The sequence below is a fragment of the Aeromonas sp. R5-3 genome, from assembly GCF_040908225.1.
Taxonomy (GTDB): Bacteria; Pseudomonadota; Gammaproteobacteria; order Enterobacterales; family Aeromonadaceae; genus Aeromonas; species Aeromonas dhakensis.
Genome location: NZ_JBFODH010000024.1, coordinates 58270 through 77823 on the forward strand (window position 1 = coordinate 58270; position 19554 = coordinate 77823).

At 64.7% G+C, this 19554-nt stretch carries 16 protein-coding genes; 11 read left to right on the forward strand and 5 right to left on the reverse strand.

Annotated elements, in window-relative coordinates; all coding sequences use genetic code 11:
- Positions 1 to 84: 84 nt before the first annotated feature.
- On the reverse strand, positions 85 to 1599 hold the full coding sequence (locus AB5Y95_RS17040) for a YifB family Mg chelatase-like AAA ATPase (RefSeq protein WP_274181847.1): 1515 nt from the start codon (positions 1597 to 1599) through the stop codon (positions 85 to 87).
- A gap of 384 nt (positions 1600 to 1983) precedes the next feature.
- Here AB5Y95_RS17040 and ilvG point away from each other — a divergent pair, with 384 nt between their 5' ends.
- The 6 genes from ilvG (at position 1984) to ompA (ending at position 9834) form a co-directional block, all read left to right on the forward strand.
- Positions 1984 to 3630 (forward strand): acetolactate synthase 2 catalytic subunit, encoded by a 1647-nt coding sequence (gene ilvG / locus AB5Y95_RS17045; RefSeq protein WP_368161651.1) that lies wholly within the window; start codon positions 1984 to 1986, stop codon positions 3628 to 3630.
- Positions 3627 to 3878, forward strand: coding sequence for an acetolactate synthase 2 small subunit (ilvM, locus tag AB5Y95_RS17050; protein ID WP_005306810.1), 252 nt, complete (start codon positions 3627 to 3629; stop codon positions 3876 to 3878). Before ilvG ends, ilvM begins: the two co-directional genes overlap by 4 nt.
- A gap of 12 nt (positions 3879 to 3890) precedes the next feature.
- Complete coding sequence (locus tag AB5Y95_RS17055) at positions 3891 to 4835, forward strand: branched-chain amino acid transaminase (RefSeq protein WP_010635712.1); 945 nt, start codon at positions 3891 to 3893, stop codon at positions 4833 to 4835.
- 146 nt (positions 4836 to 4981) lie between these two features.
- Complete coding sequence (gene ilvD / locus AB5Y95_RS17060) at positions 4982 to 6823, forward strand: dihydroxy-acid dehydratase (protein WP_368161652.1); 1842 nt, start codon at positions 4982 to 4984, stop codon at positions 6821 to 6823.
- A 104-nt stretch (positions 6824 to 6927) separates the two neighbouring features.
- Positions 6928 to 8448 carry a threonine ammonia-lyase, biosynthetic gene (gene ilvA, locus AB5Y95_RS17065; protein WP_011707857.1) on the forward strand — a complete coding sequence of 507 codons (1521 nt, stop codon included), beginning with the start codon at positions 6928 to 6930 and terminating at the stop codon, positions 8446 to 8448.
- A 246-nt stretch (positions 8449 to 8694) separates the two neighbouring features.
- Positions 8695 to 9834, forward strand: a complete 1140-nt coding sequence (gene ompA / locus AB5Y95_RS17070; RefSeq protein WP_368161653.1) for a porin OmpA — start codon at positions 8695 to 8697, stop codon at positions 9832 to 9834.
- 50 nt (positions 9835 to 9884) lie between these two features.
- Here ompA and AB5Y95_RS17075 read toward each other — a convergent pair whose 3' ends face one another.
- Complete coding sequence (locus tag AB5Y95_RS17075; RefSeq protein WP_185450496.1) at positions 9885 to 10283, reverse strand: HPP family protein; 399 nt, start codon at positions 10281 to 10283, stop codon at positions 9885 to 9887.
- A 137-nt stretch (positions 10284 to 10420) separates the two neighbouring features.
- Between AB5Y95_RS17075 and AB5Y95_RS17080 the strand changes: the two genes are divergently transcribed.
- Together AB5Y95_RS17080 and AB5Y95_RS17085 are read left to right on the forward strand one after the other, a co-directional pair.
- Positions 10421 to 10975, forward strand: coding sequence for a TetR/AcrR family transcriptional regulator (locus AB5Y95_RS17080; RefSeq protein WP_368161654.1), 555 nt, complete (start codon positions 10421 to 10423; stop codon positions 10973 to 10975).
- 52 nt (positions 10976 to 11027) lie between these two features.
- Entirely contained in the window at positions 11028 to 12152 is a 1125-nt protein-coding gene (locus AB5Y95_RS17085; RefSeq protein WP_368161655.1) for a hypothetical protein, read from the forward strand.
- A gap of 79 nt (positions 12153 to 12231) precedes the next feature.
- On the opposite strand, the gene priA is transcribed toward AB5Y95_RS17085, so the two are convergent.
- Positions 12232 to 14439 carry a primosomal protein N' gene (gene priA, locus AB5Y95_RS17090; protein WP_368161656.1) on the reverse strand — a complete coding sequence of 736 codons (2208 nt, stop codon included), beginning with the start codon at positions 14437 to 14439 and terminating at the stop codon, positions 12232 to 12234.
- A gap of 148 nt (positions 14440 to 14587) precedes the next feature.
- On the opposite strand from priA, the gene rpmE reads away from it, so the two are divergent.
- The 3 genes from rpmE to AB5Y95_RS17105 all read left to right on the forward strand — a co-directional run bounded on the left by rpmE (position 14588) and on the right by AB5Y95_RS17105 (position 17801).
- On the forward strand, positions 14588 to 14803 hold the full coding sequence (gene rpmE, locus AB5Y95_RS17095; protein WP_005306787.1) for a 50S ribosomal protein L31: 216 nt from the start codon (positions 14588 to 14590) through the stop codon (positions 14801 to 14803).
- A 127-nt stretch (positions 14804 to 14930) separates the two neighbouring features.
- The gene (locus AB5Y95_RS17100) at positions 14931 to 16364 is read left to right on the forward strand and encodes a DUF2867 domain-containing protein (protein ID WP_095591668.1); all 1434 of its coding nucleotides are present in this window, start codon (positions 14931 to 14933) and stop codon (positions 16362 to 16364) included.
- 180 nt (positions 16365 to 16544) lie between these two features.
- A complete protein-coding gene (locus AB5Y95_RS17105; RefSeq protein ID WP_126880753.1) occupies positions 16545 to 17801 on the forward strand; it encodes a malic enzyme-like NAD(P)-binding protein in 1257 nt (418 codons plus the stop codon).
- A gap of 76 nt (positions 17802 to 17877) precedes the next feature.
- Here the strand turns inward: AB5Y95_RS17105 and AB5Y95_RS17110 are convergent, their stop codons facing one another.
- On the reverse strand, positions 17878 to 18060 hold the full coding sequence (locus AB5Y95_RS17110) for a hypothetical protein (protein ID WP_010635722.1): 183 nt from the start codon (positions 18058 to 18060) through the stop codon (positions 17878 to 17880).
- Between the two features lie 54 nt (positions 18061 to 18114).
- Entirely contained in the window at positions 18115 to 19440 is a 1326-nt protein-coding gene (rstB, locus tag AB5Y95_RS17115) for a two-component system sensor histidine kinase RstB (RefSeq protein WP_368161657.1), read from the reverse strand.
- Between the last annotated feature and the right edge of the window lie 114 nt (positions 19441 to 19554).

A 19554-nucleotide genomic window follows, 5' to 3' on the forward strand; every position in this document is an offset into this window, starting at 1 on the left:
CCATCAAGTGGTCAGATCTGTGGCCATAATATCAGCCGATGGCCCGCGAGACCATGCAGGGCCGCCAGGTGCGCTTGCGACCCATCAGCCGCTGCGCAGCCGTGACAGCAGCCGATCCATTGCCCGATAGCCGAGCGCCTCAATCAGGTGCTCTCTTTCGATGGCGGCGTGCCCCGCCAGATCGGCGATGGTGCGCGATACCCGCAGGATGCGGTGCCAGGCCCGGATGCTGAGCCCAAGCTTCTGGATGGCGTTCTCCAGAAACTCGGCATCCTGCGGCGATAATCGGCAAATTTCTTCGATTTCACGACTATCAAGCAAATTGTTGAGCTTGCCGTTGCGGCTCAGCATGCGCTCCCGCGCGCCCAGCACCCGCTCGCGGATCTGCTGGCTCGACTCCCCCCGCTCGGCCTTGCCGGTCAGGCTCCCCTTGGGCAGCAGCGGCACCTCCACCGTCAAGTCGAAGCGGTCGAGAAAGGGGCCGGAGAGCTTGCCGAGGTAGCGCAGGATCTGATCCGGGCTGGAGCGGGTCTGGCCATCGCCATAGTGGCCGCAGGGGCTGGGGTTCATGGCGCCGACCAGCTGGAAGCGGGCGGGAAAATCCACCTGGCGGGCGGCCCGGCTGATGGTGATGTGGCCCGTTTCCAGCGGCTCGCGCAGGGAGTCGAGCACCTTGCGCTCGAACTCCGGCAGTTCATCCAGAAACAGCACCCCGTTGTGGGCCAGGGATATTTCACCGGGCCGCGGGTGGCTGCCACCCCCCACCAGCGCCACCGCCGAGGCGCTGTGGTGCGGCGTGCGATAGGGCCTGTGATGCCAGTGACCGGCCCGAGGGGTGAGGCCGCCGATGGAGTGGATGGCGGCGGTCTGCTGTGCCTCCTGTTCGCTCAGCGGTGGCAGAATGCCGGGCAAGCGGCTGGCCAGCATGCTCTTGCCGGTGCCGGGCGGGCCGATGAACAGCAGGTTGTGGCTGCCGGCGGCGGCGATCTCCAGCGCCCGCTTGGCCTGGGATTGGCCGATCACATCCTGCAGATCCGGCACGTCTGGCAGGCTCTCCGCGCTCTGGGGGGCCGGCATCGGCAGCTCGTATTGACCCGCCAGCCAGGCGGTGACGGCCAGCAACTGATGGGCGGTGCGCACTTCGGCGTCCTGGATCAGCGAGGCCTCGGGGCCGTTCTCCCGCGGTACCAGCAGGGTGCGCCCCGCGTCCCGGCAGGCGAGCACGGCGGGCAGCACACCGAGCACGGGGCGGATCTCGCCGGTCAGGGCCAGCTCGCCTAAAAATTCGTGATCAAGCAGGTATTTTGCGGGTATCTGCTTGGAAGCGGCGAGAATGCCGATGGCGATGGCCAGATCGAAACGGCCCCCCTCCTTGGGCAGATCGGCGGGGGCCAGATTGACCGTGATGTGCTTGCTCGGGAACTCGAAATTGCCGTTGAGCAGGGCGCTGCGCACCCGATCCCGCGACTCCTTCACCGAGGTTTCCGGCAGGCCCACCATGTTGAAGGCGGGCAGACCGTTGGAGAGGTGCACTTCCACCGTGACTTGCGGGGCCGCTATTCCCAGGCTGGCACGGCTATAAACCACAGCTAATGACATAAATCCCGTCCTTGGTTTGATGTATATGCTGGTTAACCGTTTTTTATTAGTTTTTTGTTCCAACTGACGCGATTGGACTCAGTGAAAATCAGAGTCTTGTCAGGCAAAAAACGCTTGCCCAATAAAATTCACCGTGCTAGTTCTAATAGCCATTCGCGGTAAAAACCGCCCCAATTTCACAGGATTTCCGGTTGTAACTATGAACATGGCCTCCCGTTTCGTCAGCATTATTGTGGTCCTAGTGGTGATTATTATCTCACCGCTCGGGGCTCGTTTAGCTGCACGGAACAAGGGATAGACCCACCACCGGACAGAACGAAACAAGCGACCCCCGAGCCTCACGGCCCGGGGGTTTTTTTTCGACCAAAGGACAGGATTTTCCAGATGAACGGCGCGCAGTTTTTGGTACAGGCTCTCAAGAAACAGGGTGTGACCCAGGTGTTTGGTTACCCGGGCGGGGCCATCATGCCGGTCTACGATGCCCTGTATGACGGCGGTCTGGCGCACCAGCTCTGCCGCCACGAGCAGGGGGCCGCCATGGCGGCGGTGGGGTATGCCCGCGCCTCCGGTCAGGTGGGGGTCTGCATCGCCACCTCGGGCCCGGGGGCCACCAACCTGGTGACTGGCCTCGCGGAGGCGCTGCTCGACTCGGTACCGCTGGTGGCCATCAGCGGTCAGGTGCCCTGCGCCGCCGTGGGGACCGATGCGTTCCAGGAAGTGGACGTGCTCGGTATGTCTCTCTCCTGCACCAAGCACTCCTTTATGGTGACGGACGTGGCGGATTTGCCTCAGGTGATTGCCGAGGCTTTCGCCATCGCCAGTGAAGGGCGCCCCGGCCCGGTATTGATCGATCTGCCCAAGGACGTGCAACTGGCCGCAGTGCCGGCCCAGAGCCCGCTGTTTGCGGTAGCGGAGCCCGAGCATCTCAATCCGGCCGAGCTGACGGCCGCTCGCACCCTGCTGGCCGCCGCCGAGCGCCCGGTGCTCTACGTCGGCGGCGGGGTGGGGATGGCCAACGCCGAGCAGCAGCTGCGCAACTTTGCTGCCGCCACCGGCATGCCTGCGGTCACCACCCTCAAGGGAATAGGCGCGCTCGACCCCGACAGCCCCGTTTATCTGGGCATGCTCGGCATGCACGGCACCAAGGCCGCCAACTATGCGGTGCAGCAGTGCGACCTGCTGCTGGTGGTGGGTGCCCGTTTCGATGATCGGGTGACCGGCAAGCTGGAGGAGTTCGCCCCCGAGGCAAAAGTCATCCATCTCGATGTGGATGCCGCCGAGTTCGGCAAGCGCCGCGCCGCCGAAGTGGGCATCACCCAGGATCTGAAACAGGTGCTGCCGCACCTCGCCATGACGTTGGCCATCGAGCCCTGGCGTGAGCACTGCGCGAACATGGCCCGCGAGTACGCCTTCCGCTACGACCATCCCGGCCAGCCCATCTATGCCCCAGCGCTGCTCAAGCAGCTCTCCGCCAGGTTGCCGGAGAGCAGTGTGGTGGCCTGCGACGTCGGTCAGCACCAGATGTGGGTGGCCCAGCACATGCGCTTCACCAGCCCGCGCAACCACCTCTCCAGCGCCGGCCTCGGTACCATGGGCTTTGGTCTGCCGGCCGCCATCGGCGCCAAGATGTCGCGCCCGGAAGATGAAGTGGTGCTGGTGAGCGGCGACGGCTCTTTCATGATGAACGTGCAGGAGCTCGGCACCATCCGCCGCGCCCAGCTCAAGGTGAAGATGGTGCTGCTGGACAACCAGCGCCTCGGCATGGTGCGCCAGTGGCAGGAGCTGTTCTTCGACGGCCGCTACAGCGAGACCATCCTCTCCGACAACCCCGATTTCGTCGCCCTGGCCGCCGCCTTCGGCATTCCGGGCGAGACCATCACATGCAAGGAGGAGATAGCCCCGGCCCTTGACCGCCTGCTGGCGAGTGAGAGCGCCTATCTGCTGCATGTGGCCATTTCAGAGGAAGAAAACGTCTGGCCCCTGGTTCCGCCAGGAGTCGCCAACCACCAGATGATGGAGCAACGCCCATGAGTCAGTTCAATACCTTGCAAATCCATGCCCAGCCCAGACCCGAAGTGATGGAGCGGGTGCTGCGGGTGGTGCGTCACCGCGGTTTCAACCTCTGCGCCCTCAACATGGAGCAGGATTGCCAACAACTGCGGATCACGGTTACTGTCGAGTCGGTGCGTCCCATCCAGCAGTTGTGGAGCCAGCTGGTCAAGCTGGTGGACGTCTCCCGGGTCGATGCACTGGAACAGCAACCCCGGATCAGAGCTTAAGGAGCCAAGCCAATGTCACAGCCTTCCCAATCCGCCACTCACCCGCAATACATCTGGTTCAACGGCAAACTGGTGCCCTGGCAGGATGCCCAGGTGCACGTGATGAGCCACGCCCTGCACTACGGCTCCTCGGTGTTTGAGGGGGTTCGCGCCTACGACACCCCCAAGGGGACCTGCATCTTCCGTTTGCAGGAGCACACCCGCCGCCTGTTCGACTCCGCCAAGATCTACTGGATGGAGGTTCCCTACAACGAGGCCGAGATCAATGAGGCCTGCCGCACCGTGGTGCGCGAGAACGGCCTGAAAAGCGGCTACCTGCGCCCGCTGGCTTTCATCGGTAACGTGGGCCTTGGCCTGCATCCTCCCAAGGATGCCAAGGCCGACGTGATCGTTGCGGCCATTCCCTGGGGCGCCTATCTGGGGGAAGAGGGACTGAAGAACGGGGTGGATGTATGCGTCACCTCCTGGAACCGGCTCGCTCCCAACACCATTCCCACCGGCGCCAAGGCGGGCGGCAACTATCTCTCCTCCCAGCTGATCAGCCGCGAGGCCAAGCGCAACGGCTTCGCCGAGGGGCTGGCGCTGGACGTGAACGGTTACCTGAGCGAAGGGGCGGGGGAGAACCTGTTCCTGGTGAAGAACGGCGTGCTGTTCACCCCGCCCGCTACCGCCGCCATCCTGCCCGGTATCACCCGCGACACCATCATGACGCTGGCCCGCGATCTGGGTTACGAGGTGCGCGAGCAGGCGCTGCCCCGTGAGGCCCTGTATGTCGCAGACGAGATCTTCATGACCGGCACGGCAGCCGAGGTGACCCCGGTGCGCTCCGTCGATCGCATGCAGGTAGGTGCCGGTTGCCGCGGTCCGGTGACCGAGCAGCTGCAGAACGCCTTCTTCGGCCTGTTCAACGGCCAGACCGAAGACAAGTGGGGCTGGTTGACCCCGGTGGCTGACTGACAAATGAGGGGAGGCGATGTGCCTCCCCGAGTCGCTTCCGGTGAGGGCACTGCGCGGTGCCCTCACCAGGATCGATTCCCGATCCGAGAGTCACTTTTTCATTTCCAAAGATAATGAGCCCGCTGGGCATTCAGGGAGTAGAGACAATGCCGAAGTTGAGATCCGCCACCACCACCCACGGACGTAACATGGCCGGGGCCCGCGCCCTCTGGCGTGCCACCGGCATGACCGATCAGGATTTCGGCAAGCCCATCATCGCCGTGGTCAACTCCTTCACCCAGTTCGTGCCGGGCCACGTCCACCTCAAGGATCTGGGCCAGCTGGTGGCGCGCGAGATCGAAGCCGCCGGCGGGGTGGCCAAGGAGTTCAACACCATCGCCGTGGATGACGGCATCGCCATGGGCCACGGTGGCATGCTCTACTCCCTGCCATCGCGCGAGCTTATCGCCGACTCGGTGGAGTACATGGTCAACGCCCACTGCGCCGACGCCATGGTCTGCATCTCCAACTGCGACAAGATCACCCCGGGGATGCTGATGGCCGCCCTGCGCATCAACATCCCGGTGATCTTCGTCTCCGGCGGCCCCATGGAAGCGGGCAAGACCAAGCTCTCCGACCAGATCATCAAGCTGGATCTGGTGGACGCCATGATCCAGGGCGCCGACCCCAAGGTCTCCGACGCCCAGAGCGAACAGGTGGAGCGCAGTGCCTGCCCCACCTGCGGCTCCTGCTCCGGCATGTTCACCGCCAACTCCATGAACTGTCTGACCGAGGCGCTGGGTCTCTCCCAACCGGGCAACGGCTCGCTGCTGGCGACCCACAGCGATCGCGAGCAGCTGTTCAAGCTGGCGGGCCAGCGCATCGTGACCCTGGCCAAGCGCTGGTATGAACAAGATGATGCGAGTGCCCTGCCGCGCAACATCGCCACCAAGGCGGCGTTCGAGAATGCCATGGCGCTCGACATCGCCATGGGCGGCTCCACCAATACCGTGCTGCACCTGCTGGCGGCGGCCCAGGAGGCGGGCGTCGACTTCACCATGGCCGACATCGACCGCATGTCGCGCAAGGTGCCCCAGCTGTGCAAGGTGGCGCCCTCTACCCAGAAATATCACATGGAAGACGTGCACCGCGCCGGTGGCGTCATCGCCATCCTGGGCCAGCTGGAGAAAGCGGGTCTGGTGCACGGCGACGCCCGCAACGTGCTGGGCACCTCGCTGGTGGAGCTGCTGGCCGAGTATGACGTCAGCCGCCAGCCCAGTCAGGAGGTGGTGGACTTCTACCGCGCCGGCCCGGCCGGCATCCGCACCACCAAGGCGTTCAGCCAGGATTGCCGCTGGCCGGAGCTGGATCTGGACCGCACCGAGGGCTGCATCCGTTCGCTGGACAACGCTTACAGCCTGGAGGGGGGCCTGGCCGTGCTCGCCGGCAACCTGGCGCTGAATGGTGCCATCGTCAAGACCGCCGGGGTGGATGAGGAGAACCTCACCTTCCGCGGCCCGGCCCGGGTATTCGAGAGCCAGGACACGGCGGTCGTCGGCATTCTGGATGGCACCGTCAAGGCCGGTGAAGTGGTGGTGATCCGCTACGAGGGCCCGAAAGGGGGCCCCGGCATGCAGGAGATGCTCTACCCCACCACCTATCTGAAATCCATGGGACTCGGCAAGGCATGCGCGCTGATCACCGATGGCCGCTTCTCCGGCGGCACCTCGGGCCTCTCCATCGGCCACGTTTCGCCGGAGGCGGCCTCCGGCGGCACTATCGGTCTGGTGGAGGATGGCGACATCATCAACATCGACATCCCGGCTCGCAGCATGGTGCTGGAGGTGGCCGACAGCGTGCTGGCTGCCCGCCGCGTCGCCGTCGAAGCCCGTGGCTGGAAGCCGCTCGATCGCCAGCGTCAGGTCTCCTTTGCCCTGCGCGCCTACGCCATGTTCGCCACCAGCGCCGATAAAGGTGCGGTGCGCGATCGCACCCTGTTGGGGGAATAAAGATGAATTCCAATATGAACTATGAGCAGTCGACCCGACTGGTCGGTCTTTGCGCCGACAAAGGGTTGATGTGGCGCGATCGCTCGATGCTGGGGGAATAAATCATGGTCTCTGCAGCGGATTATCTACGCAAGGTGCTGCTCTCCCCCGTCTACGAGGCGGCGCGGGTCACCCCCCTGCAAACCCTGAAGAAACTCTCCGAGCGGCTCGGCAATCACGTCAGCCTGAAGCGGGAGGACCTGCAACCGGTCCACTCCTTCAAGCTGCGCGGCGCCTACCACAAGATCGCCACTCTGACCGAGGAGCAGAAGGCGCGCGGCGTCATCGCCGCCTCCGCCGGCAACCACGCCCAGGGGGTCGCCCTGTCGGCCGCCAAGCTCGGCATCAAGGCGATCATCGTGATGCCCAAGACCACGCCGGACATCAAGATCGATGCGGTGCGCCGGCAGGGCGGCAACGTCATGCTGTTTGGCAACAGCTTCGACGAGGCCTATGGCGAGAGTCGCCGCCTCGCCGAGTTGGAGGGCTACACCCTGATCCCGCCGTTTGACGACGTCGAGGTGATCGCCGGGCAGGGCACCATCGGCAAGGAGCTGCTGGAGCAGGATACCCACCTCACCCACGTCTTCGTACCGGTGGGCGGCGGCGGGTTGGCTGCCGGGGTGGCGGTCTACATCAAGCAGCTGTTGCCGGATGTGAAGGTGATCGGGGTGGAGGCGGAGGGCTCTGCCTGCCTCAAGGCCGCGCTGGCGGCTGGCGAGCCGGTCAATCTGGAGCGGGTCTCGCTGTTTGCGGACGGGGTGGCGGTCAAGCGCATCGGCGAGGAGACCTTCCGCCTGTGCAACCAGTATCTGGACGAAGTGGTGACCGTCTCCAACGACCAGATCTGCGCCGCACTGAAAGACATCTTCGACGACTGCCGCGCCATCGCCGAGCCGTCGGGGGCCCTGTCGCTGGCCGGCCTCAAGGCCTACAGCGAGCGGGAGCAGGTCAAAGGGGGGCGGATGGCGGCCATTTTGTCCGGCGCCAACGTCAACTTCCACAGCCTGCGCTACGTGTCGGAGCGCTGCGAGATCGGCGAGAAGCGTGAGGGCATGCTGGCGGTGACCATCCCCGAGCGCAAGGGGGCCTTCCTCGACTTCTGCCGTCAGCTCGGGCCCCGCATGGTGACCGAGTTCAACTATCGCTACGCCGATGCCGAGCAGGCGTCGCTGTTCGTCTCGGTGCGCCTCACCGGCGGTGACGAAGAGCTCGGCCAGATCATCGATCAGCTCGGCGGCAACGGCTATCCGGTGGTCAATATGACCGAGAGCGAGCTGGCCAAGAATCACGTGCGCTACATGATTGGCGGCCGCCCGGCCCGGCCCCTCGGTGAACGTCTCTACAGCTTCAAGTTTCCGGAGCAGCCTGGCGCTTTGATGCGCTTCCTCGAGACCCTCGGCTGTCGCTGGAACATCAGCCTGTTCCACTACCGCAACCACGGTGCTGACTACGGCCGGGTGCTGTGCGCCTTCGAGCTGCCGGACGAGGACGTGGCCGCCTTCCACGACTACCTGCACGAGATTGGTTACGGCTGGAAAGAGGTGAGCGACGACCCCGCCTACCGGCTGTTTTTGGCCAGCTAGGTGCGTTGCAAGCAACAAGAGGGAGGCCATCGGCCTCCCTTTTTCATGGTGTTGCCGGCGCACCCGTGGATACCCCTGCATGGGGCGTTTTTGCTGCCGGGAATGCCGGGCGCTTCACACTCTTGAGTCCCAAGTCATTTGAGGCTGACAACAGATGGGATAACCTGATGGGCGGGGCCGGGTTTGCCCCATCAGGGAAGAGAGGCGCAAGAGCGCCCATCACGACTCATTGCAGAGGCTTTTACCATGAACAAATCGATACTTGCCGTGCTGGTCAGTGGCCTGCTCGTCAGCGGGGCCGTGCAGGCTGCCGCTCAGGACAACACCTGGTACGTCGGCGGCAAGGCCGGCTGGTCCAATTTTTACGGTGTGGACTACAACGAGCAGGTCAAAGCCGTTGTCGACCTTGTTGAACCAGACAAGAAGCACAGTGATCTTGGCGTGGGGGCATTTGTCGGTTACCAGCTCAATCCCAATCTGGGTTTCGAGCTGGGCTATGACTGGCTGGGCAAGTACAAACTGGACAAGACGGTATCACAGGGTAGCCAGTCTGCCGGGCTGAATGGCGAAGCCAAGGCGCAGATGGTGCAGGCCACGATGAAAATGAGCCTGCCGGCAACCCCGGTGCTGGATGTGTATGGCAGGCTGGGGGGGGCTTATGCCTGGACCGAGAGCGCTTATTCCGGGTGGTATAGAGACTCCGCCAATCCGGCCAACGATCTCTCATTCGATAGCAAGGGGCACAAATATCATGGTGCCGCATTTGTGGGCGCGTTGGGCATTGAATACGCGATCGATCGTGATTGGGCAGCTCGTCTCGAATATCAATACACAACGCCGCTTGGCAAGACCTCTCCCGAGGAGTCAGGCATCGAGATGGACAACGGCCTGCTGGCCTTCGCCATGCTCTATCGCTTCGGCCAGCAGGGTGACGAGGTGGTGGCGCCCGCGCCGGCCCCGGCGGCGACACCTGCTCCCGCCGTGGTGGTGGTGCCCAAAACCTTCAGCCTGAGCTCGGACGTGCTGTTCGAGTTCAACAAGGCGACCCTGAAGCCGGCTGCCAGCCAGGCGCTCGACAATCTGTTCAGCCAGATAGTGGCGGCCAATCCGAAAGACGGGGTGGCGACCGTGATCGGCCACACCGATCGCATCGGCTCTGACGCCTACAACCAGGCGCTCTCCGAGCAGCGCGCCCGCAGCGTGGCAGACTATCTGATTGCCAAGGGGCTGTTTGCCGACAAGGTGCGGGTCGAGGGGCGTGGCAAGTCCTCACCGGTCACCGGCAACAACTGCAGCGGCGGCTCCAAACCGGCGCTGATCGCCTGTCTGGCACCGGATCGACGGGTGGAAGTGCGACTGGAAGGGGTCTCCCAACCGGCGCAATGACCAGGGTGACAGCATGAACGACGAGGGAGGCCCAGGCCTCCCTCGTCTGTTTAGCCGGTACCAAGCCGTCGCTGCCATTTGACCCGCTGGAAGCCGTAACCCAGCAGGATCAGCAGCAGGGCGCCGGGCAGTACCGTGTGCCACAGAAAGGGCCACTGCTGCCCCGTCATCAACACCAGCAGGGGGTTGGCGCCGGCGGGCGGGTGGATCAGATCCAGCCCCTGCATCAACGCGATGGCCAGCCCCACGCCCAGGGCCAGTTGCAGCTCCAGCGGCAGGGGCAGCTCCTGTACCAGCAAACCGACGGTGGCCGTCAGCAGATGGCCGCCGAGTACGTTCCACGGCCGTGCCAGCGGGCTCGCCGGCAGGGAAAACAGCAACACGCAGCTGGCCCCGAAGGGCGCCATGATCAGGGCGGTATGCCAGCTGATGTTCAACCAGCCCAGCACACCTATCGCCAGTGCCGCCCCCACTCCTGCCCACAAGGGGCCATACCATCTCGTCATCACGGTTTCCTTCTTGGTTTGTCAGCCGTGATTAGGCACATTAGGTAGACAGATCGGTGTACTTCAAGGGGAAAAACGCGATGAGCGAAAAACGGCAGCTGCTGATGGAGACGGCCTACCGTCTGTTCAACCGCCATGGCTTTCACGCCACCGGCATCGACCGCATCTGGGCGGAGGCCGGCAGTACCAAGCGCACCCTCTACCGCCATTTTCCCACCAAGGATGCCCTGATCGAGGAGGTGCTGCAGTCCCGCGAGCGGGAGTTTTTCGCCCTGCTGGAAGCGCGCCTGCAGGGGCTGGAAGGGCGGGAGAACCGGCTGCATGCCCTGTTCGACGGCTTCGGGGAGTGGTTTGGCCGCAGCGACTTCTATGGCTGCAACTTCATCAACGCCAGCGCCGAGTTTGCCGATCCTCGCCATCCGGTTCGCAAGCTGGTGGTCGCGCACAAGCAGGCGCTGCTGGACTGGGTCAGCACCAGGCTCGATTGCCACGAGGCGCAAGCCACCGGCATCTGCCTGTTGCTGGAGGGGGCCGTGGTGATGGCACACAGCTATCAGCAACCGCTGGCACTGGTGCAGGCAAGGTCGCTGGCATTGGCGCTGTTATGCGCCGACGGCGAGGTGCCTGCCGGCTGATATAGCCAATCGGTGTTAAGCCCGCCCCGGCAGCTGGTCGATAACTGACCAGATGTATGGCGCCGAGGGCGAAGATATGCGCATCGATCACTACGACCTCCAGGGGGAGGTGCAATACCAGCAGCAACAGGCCCAGGCCCGCAAGGTGCGCCGGCTCGGCCCCGTGCCGCCAGCCAGCCAGGTGCAGTCCCCTGCCACGGCGCCGGCGGACTCTGCACCCGCTGCTGCCAGCGGCAGCCAGCTCACCTTCACCCGCAGCAGCCTGCTGACGCTGCAGATGGCCAGCCGCAGCGCCGCCGGTGCGGCTCAGAGTGCCCCTGAATCGGCGTCGGCCAAGCCCGCCGAGACCGGCAAGAGCGAACAGGATGGCATCCCTAACGACGGACTCGACAATCGCCAGCGGCTTATCAAGCTGATGATCGAGGCCATGCTGGGCCACAAGATAGAGCTGCCGGAGCCCATCAAGCCGGCCGAGCAGGGCGCGGAGGGGGTGAGTGCCCCGACGGGTGAGGGGACCCAGCCTGCCGCCGAGCCGGATCAGCTGGTGGAGGTGACCGACAGCCTGCTGCAAAAAGAGCAGCTCAACGTGGTGGCGGCGGCGAACTTGCAGACCCAGGATGGCCAGACCCTGCAGCTGGATCTGGGCTTTGTGCTGGACTGGCGCCAGCTCGACATCAGCCAGCGCCGCACCACCCTCAATGCCCTCAAGGATCCGCTGGTGCTCAGTCTGGATGGAAAAATCGCCGGCCTGACCGACGCCCGGGTCAAGTTCGACCTCGATCAGGATGGCAAGGCGGACAGCCTGCCTGGCCTGAGTGAAGGGAGCGGCTTCGTGGCGCTGGATCGCAACGGCAACGGCACCATAGATGACGGCGGCGAGCTGTTCGGGGCCCGTTCCGGCAACGGTTTTGGTGAGCTGGCGACTCTGGATGAGGATGGCAACGGGGTGCTGGACGAGCGGGACAGCCAGTTCTCGGCGCTGCAGTTCTGGCAGCCGGAACAGTCCCCCATCGCCCTGGTGGAGCTGGGGATCGGCGCCATCCTGCTGCATCCCCTCGACACCCCCTTCAACCATCTGGGGGAAAGCGGCAATCAGGGGGTACTGCGCCAGTCCGGTCTCTATGTGACCGAGCAGGGCAAGGGTGGCTGGGTGCAGCAGGTCGACCTGCGGGTCTGAACCCCGCCACCGCATGGCAAACTAGGTCGCTGACGAAGCGCGCCAGCGACCGCTTCACCCTCAGCAACCAGAACCTGACTCAGTTCAGCTCGGTGGGGTCTATGTCGAGGCTCCAGCGTACCCGCTTGGTCTCGGGCCAGCTATCCAACTCCTTCACCGACCAATCCAGCAGCTGGGCCAGGGTTGCCCGACTGGGTCCCTGCACCAGCAACTGCATGCGAAACTTGCCCGCCTTGCGCTCCATAAAACCGCTGATAGGTCCGAGCACCTGCACATGGGGATAACGGGCGCTGCGTAGCGTCTCGGCGAGGCGGCTGAGGAACAGCTGTACCTCGTCACGGCCGTTGGCCTCGGCCCGAAACAGCCCCTGATAGCTGAACGGGGGCAGTCCCAGCAGGCGGCGCTCTTTCAGCGCCGTGTCGGCGAAGTGGCCGTAGCCGTTCTGGGTCAGATCCTGCAGCAGGGCGTGCTCCGGGTGATGGCTCTGCAATACCACCAGACCCGGCTTGCTGGCGCGACCGGCACGACCCGCCACCTGGGTGTAGAGCTGGGCCAGTTTCTCGGCGGCGCGAAAATCGGCACTGAACAGGGCACCATCCACATCCAGCAGCCCTACCAATGTCACGTCCGGGAAGTGGTGGCCCTTGGCCAGCATCTGGGTGCCGATCAGGATCTTGTACTTGCCGGCCTTGATGTCGCCGAGGTGGGTCTCCAGCTCCCCCTTGCGTCGGGTGTTGTCCCGATCGATGCGCACCACCGGATATTGCGGGAAAACGGTGCCGAGCAGCTGCTCCAGCTGTTCGGTGCCGACCCCGGATCCGATCAGTTCGTTGCTGCCACACTCGGGGCAGTGGTGGGGCAGCGGGCGCACGCTGTCGCAGTGGTGGCAGTGCAGCCGCCGCCCGGCCTGGTGCCAGGTGTACCAGGCATCGCAGCGCTCGCAGGCGGCACTCCAGCCACATTGATGGCAGATGAGGGCCGGCGCATAGCCACGGCGGTTGAGAAACAGCATCACCTGGTTGCCGGCCGCCAGATGCTCTGCCATCAGCTGTTCCAGCTGGGGGGAGAGCCCCGCCTGCAGCCGCACGTTCTTGATGTCCAGGATCACCTGGCGGGCGGTCTGGGCGTTGCCGGCGCGCCGGGTCAGGCTGAGGTGGTGATACTTGCCGCTGCGGGCGTTGTGCAGCGTCTCCAGCGACGGGGTAGCTGAGCCCAGCAGGATGGGAATGCCGGCACGGTGGGCGCGCATTACCGCCAGATCCCGCGCGTGATAGCGAAAGCCATCCTGCTGCTTGAAGGAGCCGTCGTGCTCCTCGTCGATGATGATGATGCCGAGGTCGTGAAACGGGGTGAACACGGCGGAGCGGGTGCCGATAAGTATCGCGGCACCGCCGTCGCGGCAGGCCAGCCAGGCGTCGAGCCGCTCCCGATCGTTCATGGCCGAGTTCATCGCCACCACGGGCACGTTGAAGCGGCGGCGAAAGCGGTTGATGGTCTGCGGGGTGAGGCCTATCTCCGGCACCATCACCAGCGCCTGCTTGCCCGCCTTGAGCAGGGGCTCGAGGATGCTCAGGTAGACCTCGGTCTTGCCGGAGCCGGTGATGCCGTCCAGCAAAAAGGCGCCGAACCTGTCGCTCTGGCTGGTGACGGCGGAGACCGCCAGCGCCTGCTCACCGTTGAGACGCAGCCCCTCGCCCGGCTCGAAGCGGGCGGCCCAGTCACCCTCATGGCTCGGCTCCAGCGAGCGCTTCTCCAGCAGCCCCTTCTTCTCCAGTGCGCTGAGTGCTGCACTCTGGATCTCCTCCTGCTTGAGGGCGGAGGGGGTCTGCGGCCCCTTGCGCAGCAAGGCGAGGGCCTGCTGCTGCTTGGCCGCCCGCTTGAGCTCGTTGAGATCGACCGCCATGCCGGCCTCGGTGGCGAACCAGAACTCCAGCTCCCGATAGGCGGCGGGCTCCCCCTTGCGCACCAGCACCGGCAGGGCGTGGGGCAGTACCTCCCCCAGTGGATGCTGGTAATAGCTGGCACTCCAGGCCATCAGCGCCAGAATATCTGGCCCCAGCACCGGCGTCGCGTCCAATACCCGCTTGATGGGTTTGAGCTTGTTGCGCGGTACCTGGCTGTCGGCCGGGTGATCCACCACCAGTCCGACCAGGGTTTGCGGGCCGAACGGGATCTCGACCCGGCAGCCGGGGGCAGGCAAGGGCAGGGGGGAGAGATAGTCGAAATGACGGCGTAACGGTACCGGCACAGCCACACGAACCAGATCCAGCGTTTGGGAAGAATTCACCAGAGATTGCCTATTTTTTCTGCGAAGCCACTTGCCTGATCTCAGGCATTTCCTATATTATTCGCAGCCTTTGAAACTGTGTTCAACAATCGTGTGGTGTCCGACAGAAGATCGGATGGCGACACGGCCTATTACTTTGAGGTTGTCCATGAAAGCTGGTATCCACCCTGACTACGTAGCCATCACCGCCAAGTGCTCTTGCGGTAACGTCATCAACACTTTCTCTACCGTTGGTAAAGATCTGAACCTGGACGTGTGCTCCGAGTGCCACCCGTTCTACACCGGCAAGCAGAAAGAAGTTTCTAGCGGCGGCCGCGTAGACAAGTTCAACAAGCGTTTCGGTGCGATGACCACCAAGAAGTAATTTTACTTCTGAAGAATTCTGAAAAAGGCGCCCAATGGGCGCCTTTTTTATTGGTCGGCGTTCTGTCAGGGCCCGCTTTGCCCTATGGTGGTGTGGTTGACGAGGGATGCAGAGCAGGAGCGAGTGAATGAGGAATTGTCTGGTGATGGGGGCGGCGGGCTACATAGGTTCTTACCTGGTGCCCCATCTGCAGGAGCTGGGTTATCGGGTGATTGCCGGGGCGCGGCGCCCCTGCCGGTTGCCGCCCGGGGTGGAGTTTCGCCTCGCCGACAGCCTCAAGCCCATCACCCTGCTGCCCGCCCTGGCCGGCATCGACACCGTCTTCTATCTGGTGCATGCCATGGGAGCAGGGGCCGACTTTCACCGGCTGGAGCAGCAGGGGGTGAAGAACTTCGCCGCCGCTGCCCGCGCCGCCGGGGTGCGCCGCATCATCTATCTCGGCGCCATCCAGCCCGAGCCCTGCAACAGCCGCCATCTCAACTCCCGCCGTCACTGTGGCGAGCTGTTTCGGGGCGCCGGCGTGCCGACGGTGGAGCTGCGCGCCGGCATCATCATTGGCCCCGGCTCGGCGGCGTTTGAGGTGATGCGGGATCTGGTGTTCAACCTGCCGCTGATGGTGACCCCAAAGTGGGTGCGCTCGCGCACGCCGCCGATTGCACTGTCCAACCTGCTGCACTATCTGGGCGGGCTGGTGGAGGCCGACGGGGTGGACGGCCAGATCTTCAACGCCGCCGGCCCCGAGCTGCTCAGCTACCAGCAGCAGTTGCAGAAGTTTGCCGCCCATATCGGCAAGCGCTGCCCCATCATTCCCATCCCCTTCCTGAGCCCGCGCCTCTCCGCCTGGTGGCTGCAATTCGTCACCTCGGTGCCGCAACCGGTGGCCAAGGCGCTGGTGGGCGGCCTCAAGCACGACATTCCGGCCGATGACGGCCCGTTGCGGGCCCTGCTGCCGCAAACCCTGCTCAGCTTCGACGAGGCGCTGGCGGAGAGCCTCTCTCTGGAGCAGCGGCTCGGTGCCGAACAGCAGGGAGAGGAGACCCCGCTCGGCCTGCGCTGGCGTCATCCTGAGTACGGCTTCTATGACCGCACCGCCAGTGGCGATGCCCTCAGTCTCGCCTCGCCGGAGGTGGTGTGGCAGGTGCTGCAGCAGCTGGGGGGCGAGCAGCGCTACTTCTACATGAACCAGCTGTGGGTGGTGCGCGAATGGATGGATCACCTGATCGGCGGCCCGGCCCTGACCCGCGGCCGTACCAATCCGGATCGCTTCGTGAAGGGGGACATGCTGGACTCCTGGCAGATCCTCGGGGTGGACGAGGGGCGTAGGCTGGATCTGCTGTTCAACATGCGGGCCCCCGGTGTCGGCCGGCTGGAGTTCAACATACTGCCGGAGGAGTCGGGGCTGACCCGGCTCAAGGTGACGGCCCACTGGCATCCGCAGGGGGCCTGGGGGCTGGCCTACTGGCTCGCCATGCTGCCGTTTCACCTCTTCATCTTCCAGGGGATGACGGAGGCGATCGCCCGGAAGGCGGAGGCCAGGGCGGGAATCCCCGTCATGGATTGAAACCATATCTATAACTAAATAGGTATTGGTGGGTGGTATGACATGCTAATTACTGGCTTGTCATTGGCGGGTTGGCGATACTTTCCTCTGTGAAAGCCCGGTGGTTTTCTTTATGATCCCCAGCCCTCGCCCGTGGGCGAGCCAATGCACCACTCATTCACTACCGTATCGGGGTCCCCCATGTCCGATCAGCAGCACGATCTCCGCCAACAGGCACTCGACTACCACGCCCAGCCCGTGCCGGGCAAAATCGCCATCGCCCTCACCAAGCCCGCCGAGACCGCCCGCGATCTGGCACTGGCCTACAGCCCGGGCGTCGCCGAGCCGGTGCGCGAGATCGCCGCCAACCCGGCCGATGCCTACCGTTACACCGGCAAGGGCAATCTGGTGGCCGTCATCTCCAACGGCACCGCCATCCTGGGGCTGGGCAATCTGGGCCCGCTGGCCTCCAAGCCGGTGATGGAGGGCAAGGCCCTGCTATTCAAGCGCTTTGCCGGCATCGATGCCATCGACATCGAGGTGAAGCACGACACCAGCGCCCAGTTCATCGACACGGTCGCCGCCATCGCCGACACCTTCGGCGGCATCAACCTGGAAGACATCAAGGCCCCCGAGTGCTTCGAGATTGAACAGGCGCTGATCGAGCGCTGCGACATCCCGGTGTTCCACGATGACCAGCACGGCACCGCCATCGTCACCGCCGCCGGCCTGCTCAACGCGCTGGAAGTGCAGGGCAAGCAGATTGGCGACAGCCGCATCGTCTGCATGGGTGCCGGCGCCGCCGCCACCGCCTGCATGGACCTGCTGATCAAGTGTGGCGCCAAGCCGCACAACATCTTCATGCTGGACCGTCAGGGCGTGATCCACAGCGGTCGCACCGATCTGAACCAGTACAAGCAGCGCTTCGCCAACGACACCCCTCTGCGTACCCTGATGGAGGTGATGGACGGGGCTGACGTGTTCGTCGGCGTCTCCGGCCCTGACGTGCTGCCCGCCGAGGCGGTAGCGCTGATGGCCGCCAACCCGGTGATCTTCGCCTGCTCCAACCCGGACCCCGAGATCAAGCCGGCGCTGGCTCACGCAGTGCGCGGTGACCTCATCATGGGCACCGGTCGCTCCGACTACCCGAACCAGATCAACAACGTGCTCTGCTTCCCCTTCATCTTCCGCGGTGCCCTCGACGCCCGTGCCAGCCGCATCAACGATGCCATGAAGATTGCGGCGGTCGAGGCGATCCGTGGCCTGGCCAAGGAGCCGGTACCGGCCGAGGTGCTGACCGCTGCCGGCGTGAGCGAGCTCGCCTTCGGCAAGGATTACGTCATTCCCAAGCCGATGGATGCCCGTCTGCTGCCGCACGTCGCCCGCGCCGTGGCGCTGGCAGCGGTGGAATCCGGTGTTGCCCGCATCGCCCTGCCGGCGGACTACATGCTGGGTTGAGTCACGGCAAGCGCGCAGAAAACAGAAGGGGCCCCATCTCGGGGCCCCTTTTCATTACGGGAAGCTTGCTGGTCAATTATTTGGTCTTGGGAGCAACCTTGACGGCCGGCGCCTTGGCGTGGGCAGCCTTGTGGTGTTTTTTCACGACCTTGGTCTGGGTAGCCTGGGGAGCGGCAGCCTTGGTCGGGGTGGCAGCCATGGTGAAGCCGGAGGTCAGGGCGAAGACAGCAGCCAGGCTCAGGGGGATCAGCTTGTTCATATTCCAGTTCCTCATTCGGGTTGATGACATGGAGCGTTTCTCCATGACTTCATCCTAGGGCTGTTCGACTTGCGGTTCAGTGAGTGACTGGTGACGGTTTGTATCCAAATGTACAGGCAGCATCAGGCAGAAACGGGCACCGCTGCTGCTTGGCAGCAGCTGCACCTCGCCGCCGTGGTGGCGGGCGATGCTGCGTACGATGGCCAGCCCCAGCCCGGCACCGCCGGTGCGTCGGTCGCGGCTCTGATCCAGCCGCACGAAGGGCTCGAAGATCTGCGGCGCCAGCGCCGGATCGATGCCGGCACCGTCGTCGGCCACCTCCAGCAGATAGAGATCCTGCTGGCGCGCCATGCTGAGGGTCACCCGGCCGGCGGCGTGGCGCAGGGCGTTGCCGATGAGGTTCTCCAGCGCCCGATCGAGCAGGCGGATGTCGCCGCGCCAGGGCAGGGCCATGGCCGGGCGCACGAAGTCGAGCCGTTTGTCCGGTCGCAGCGCCTGCCAGTCGGCGAGGCGGCTGCCGGCCCAGCTGCCGAGCTCCAGCTCGCTGCACTGCAGCGGCAGCTCGGGACGATCGAGCCTGGCGTAGGTGAGCATCTCCTCGATGAGGGCGTCCAGCGCGCCGAGATCCCGCTCCAGCCCCTGCTGCTCCTCGGCCGAGGGGGCGGGAGCCAGCATGGCGAGCCGGTAGCGCAGCCGCACCAGCGGGGTGCGCAGCTCGTGGGCGATGGCGTCGGTCAGCTGCTTGCGGCTGGCCAGCATGGCCTGCAGCTGCTCGGTCATCTGGTCGAAGGTGCGGCCGACCCGGCCCAGGCTGCTGCCGGGGGGCAAGCGGGTGCGGCAGGAGAGATCCCCATCGCCGACCCGACGGGCGGTCTGTTCGAGCTGCTGCAGGCCGCGCCAGTGCGGGCGCAGCCAGAGCAGGATCGGCAGTCCCAGCGAGAGACCGATGGCCAGCAGCAGTCCCACGTCGACCCAGTGCAGCTCGTGCAGGTAGGAGAGATAGGGGACGGGGCCGACGATCAGCACCTGATCTGTGCCCGGAATGCGCTGCAGGAAGGTGTCATCCTCCTCGACGATGACGATGTTGCCGGCCTCCAGAAAGGCCTGATCCTCGTTGGCCAGCGGCTGGTTGGCGAGGGCGCCGATCTGCAGCGGCAGGGTGAGCTGGCGGCTCTGATCCGCCATGCGGGCGGGCCAGTGCTCGGCCGGCAAGCGGGCCAGCTCGCCGGTGAGCAGGCCGAGAGAGCCCTGCATCATCCGCTCCAGATAGCGATCTCCCGCCCGTTCGGCGGTGACCTGATAGACCATGCCGACCAGCAGAATGGCCAGGGTGAAACAGCCGATCAGCAGCAGATAGAACTGGATAAACAGGCGGCGCATGGGGGCTCTCCTCTTGCCTGGATTACGTCTGGGCATTGCCTTGCTGCCCCCTCATCCCCAACCCTTCTCCCGCAAGGGGATAAGGGAGCAGAGAGCATCAAGGTCATTCGGCGG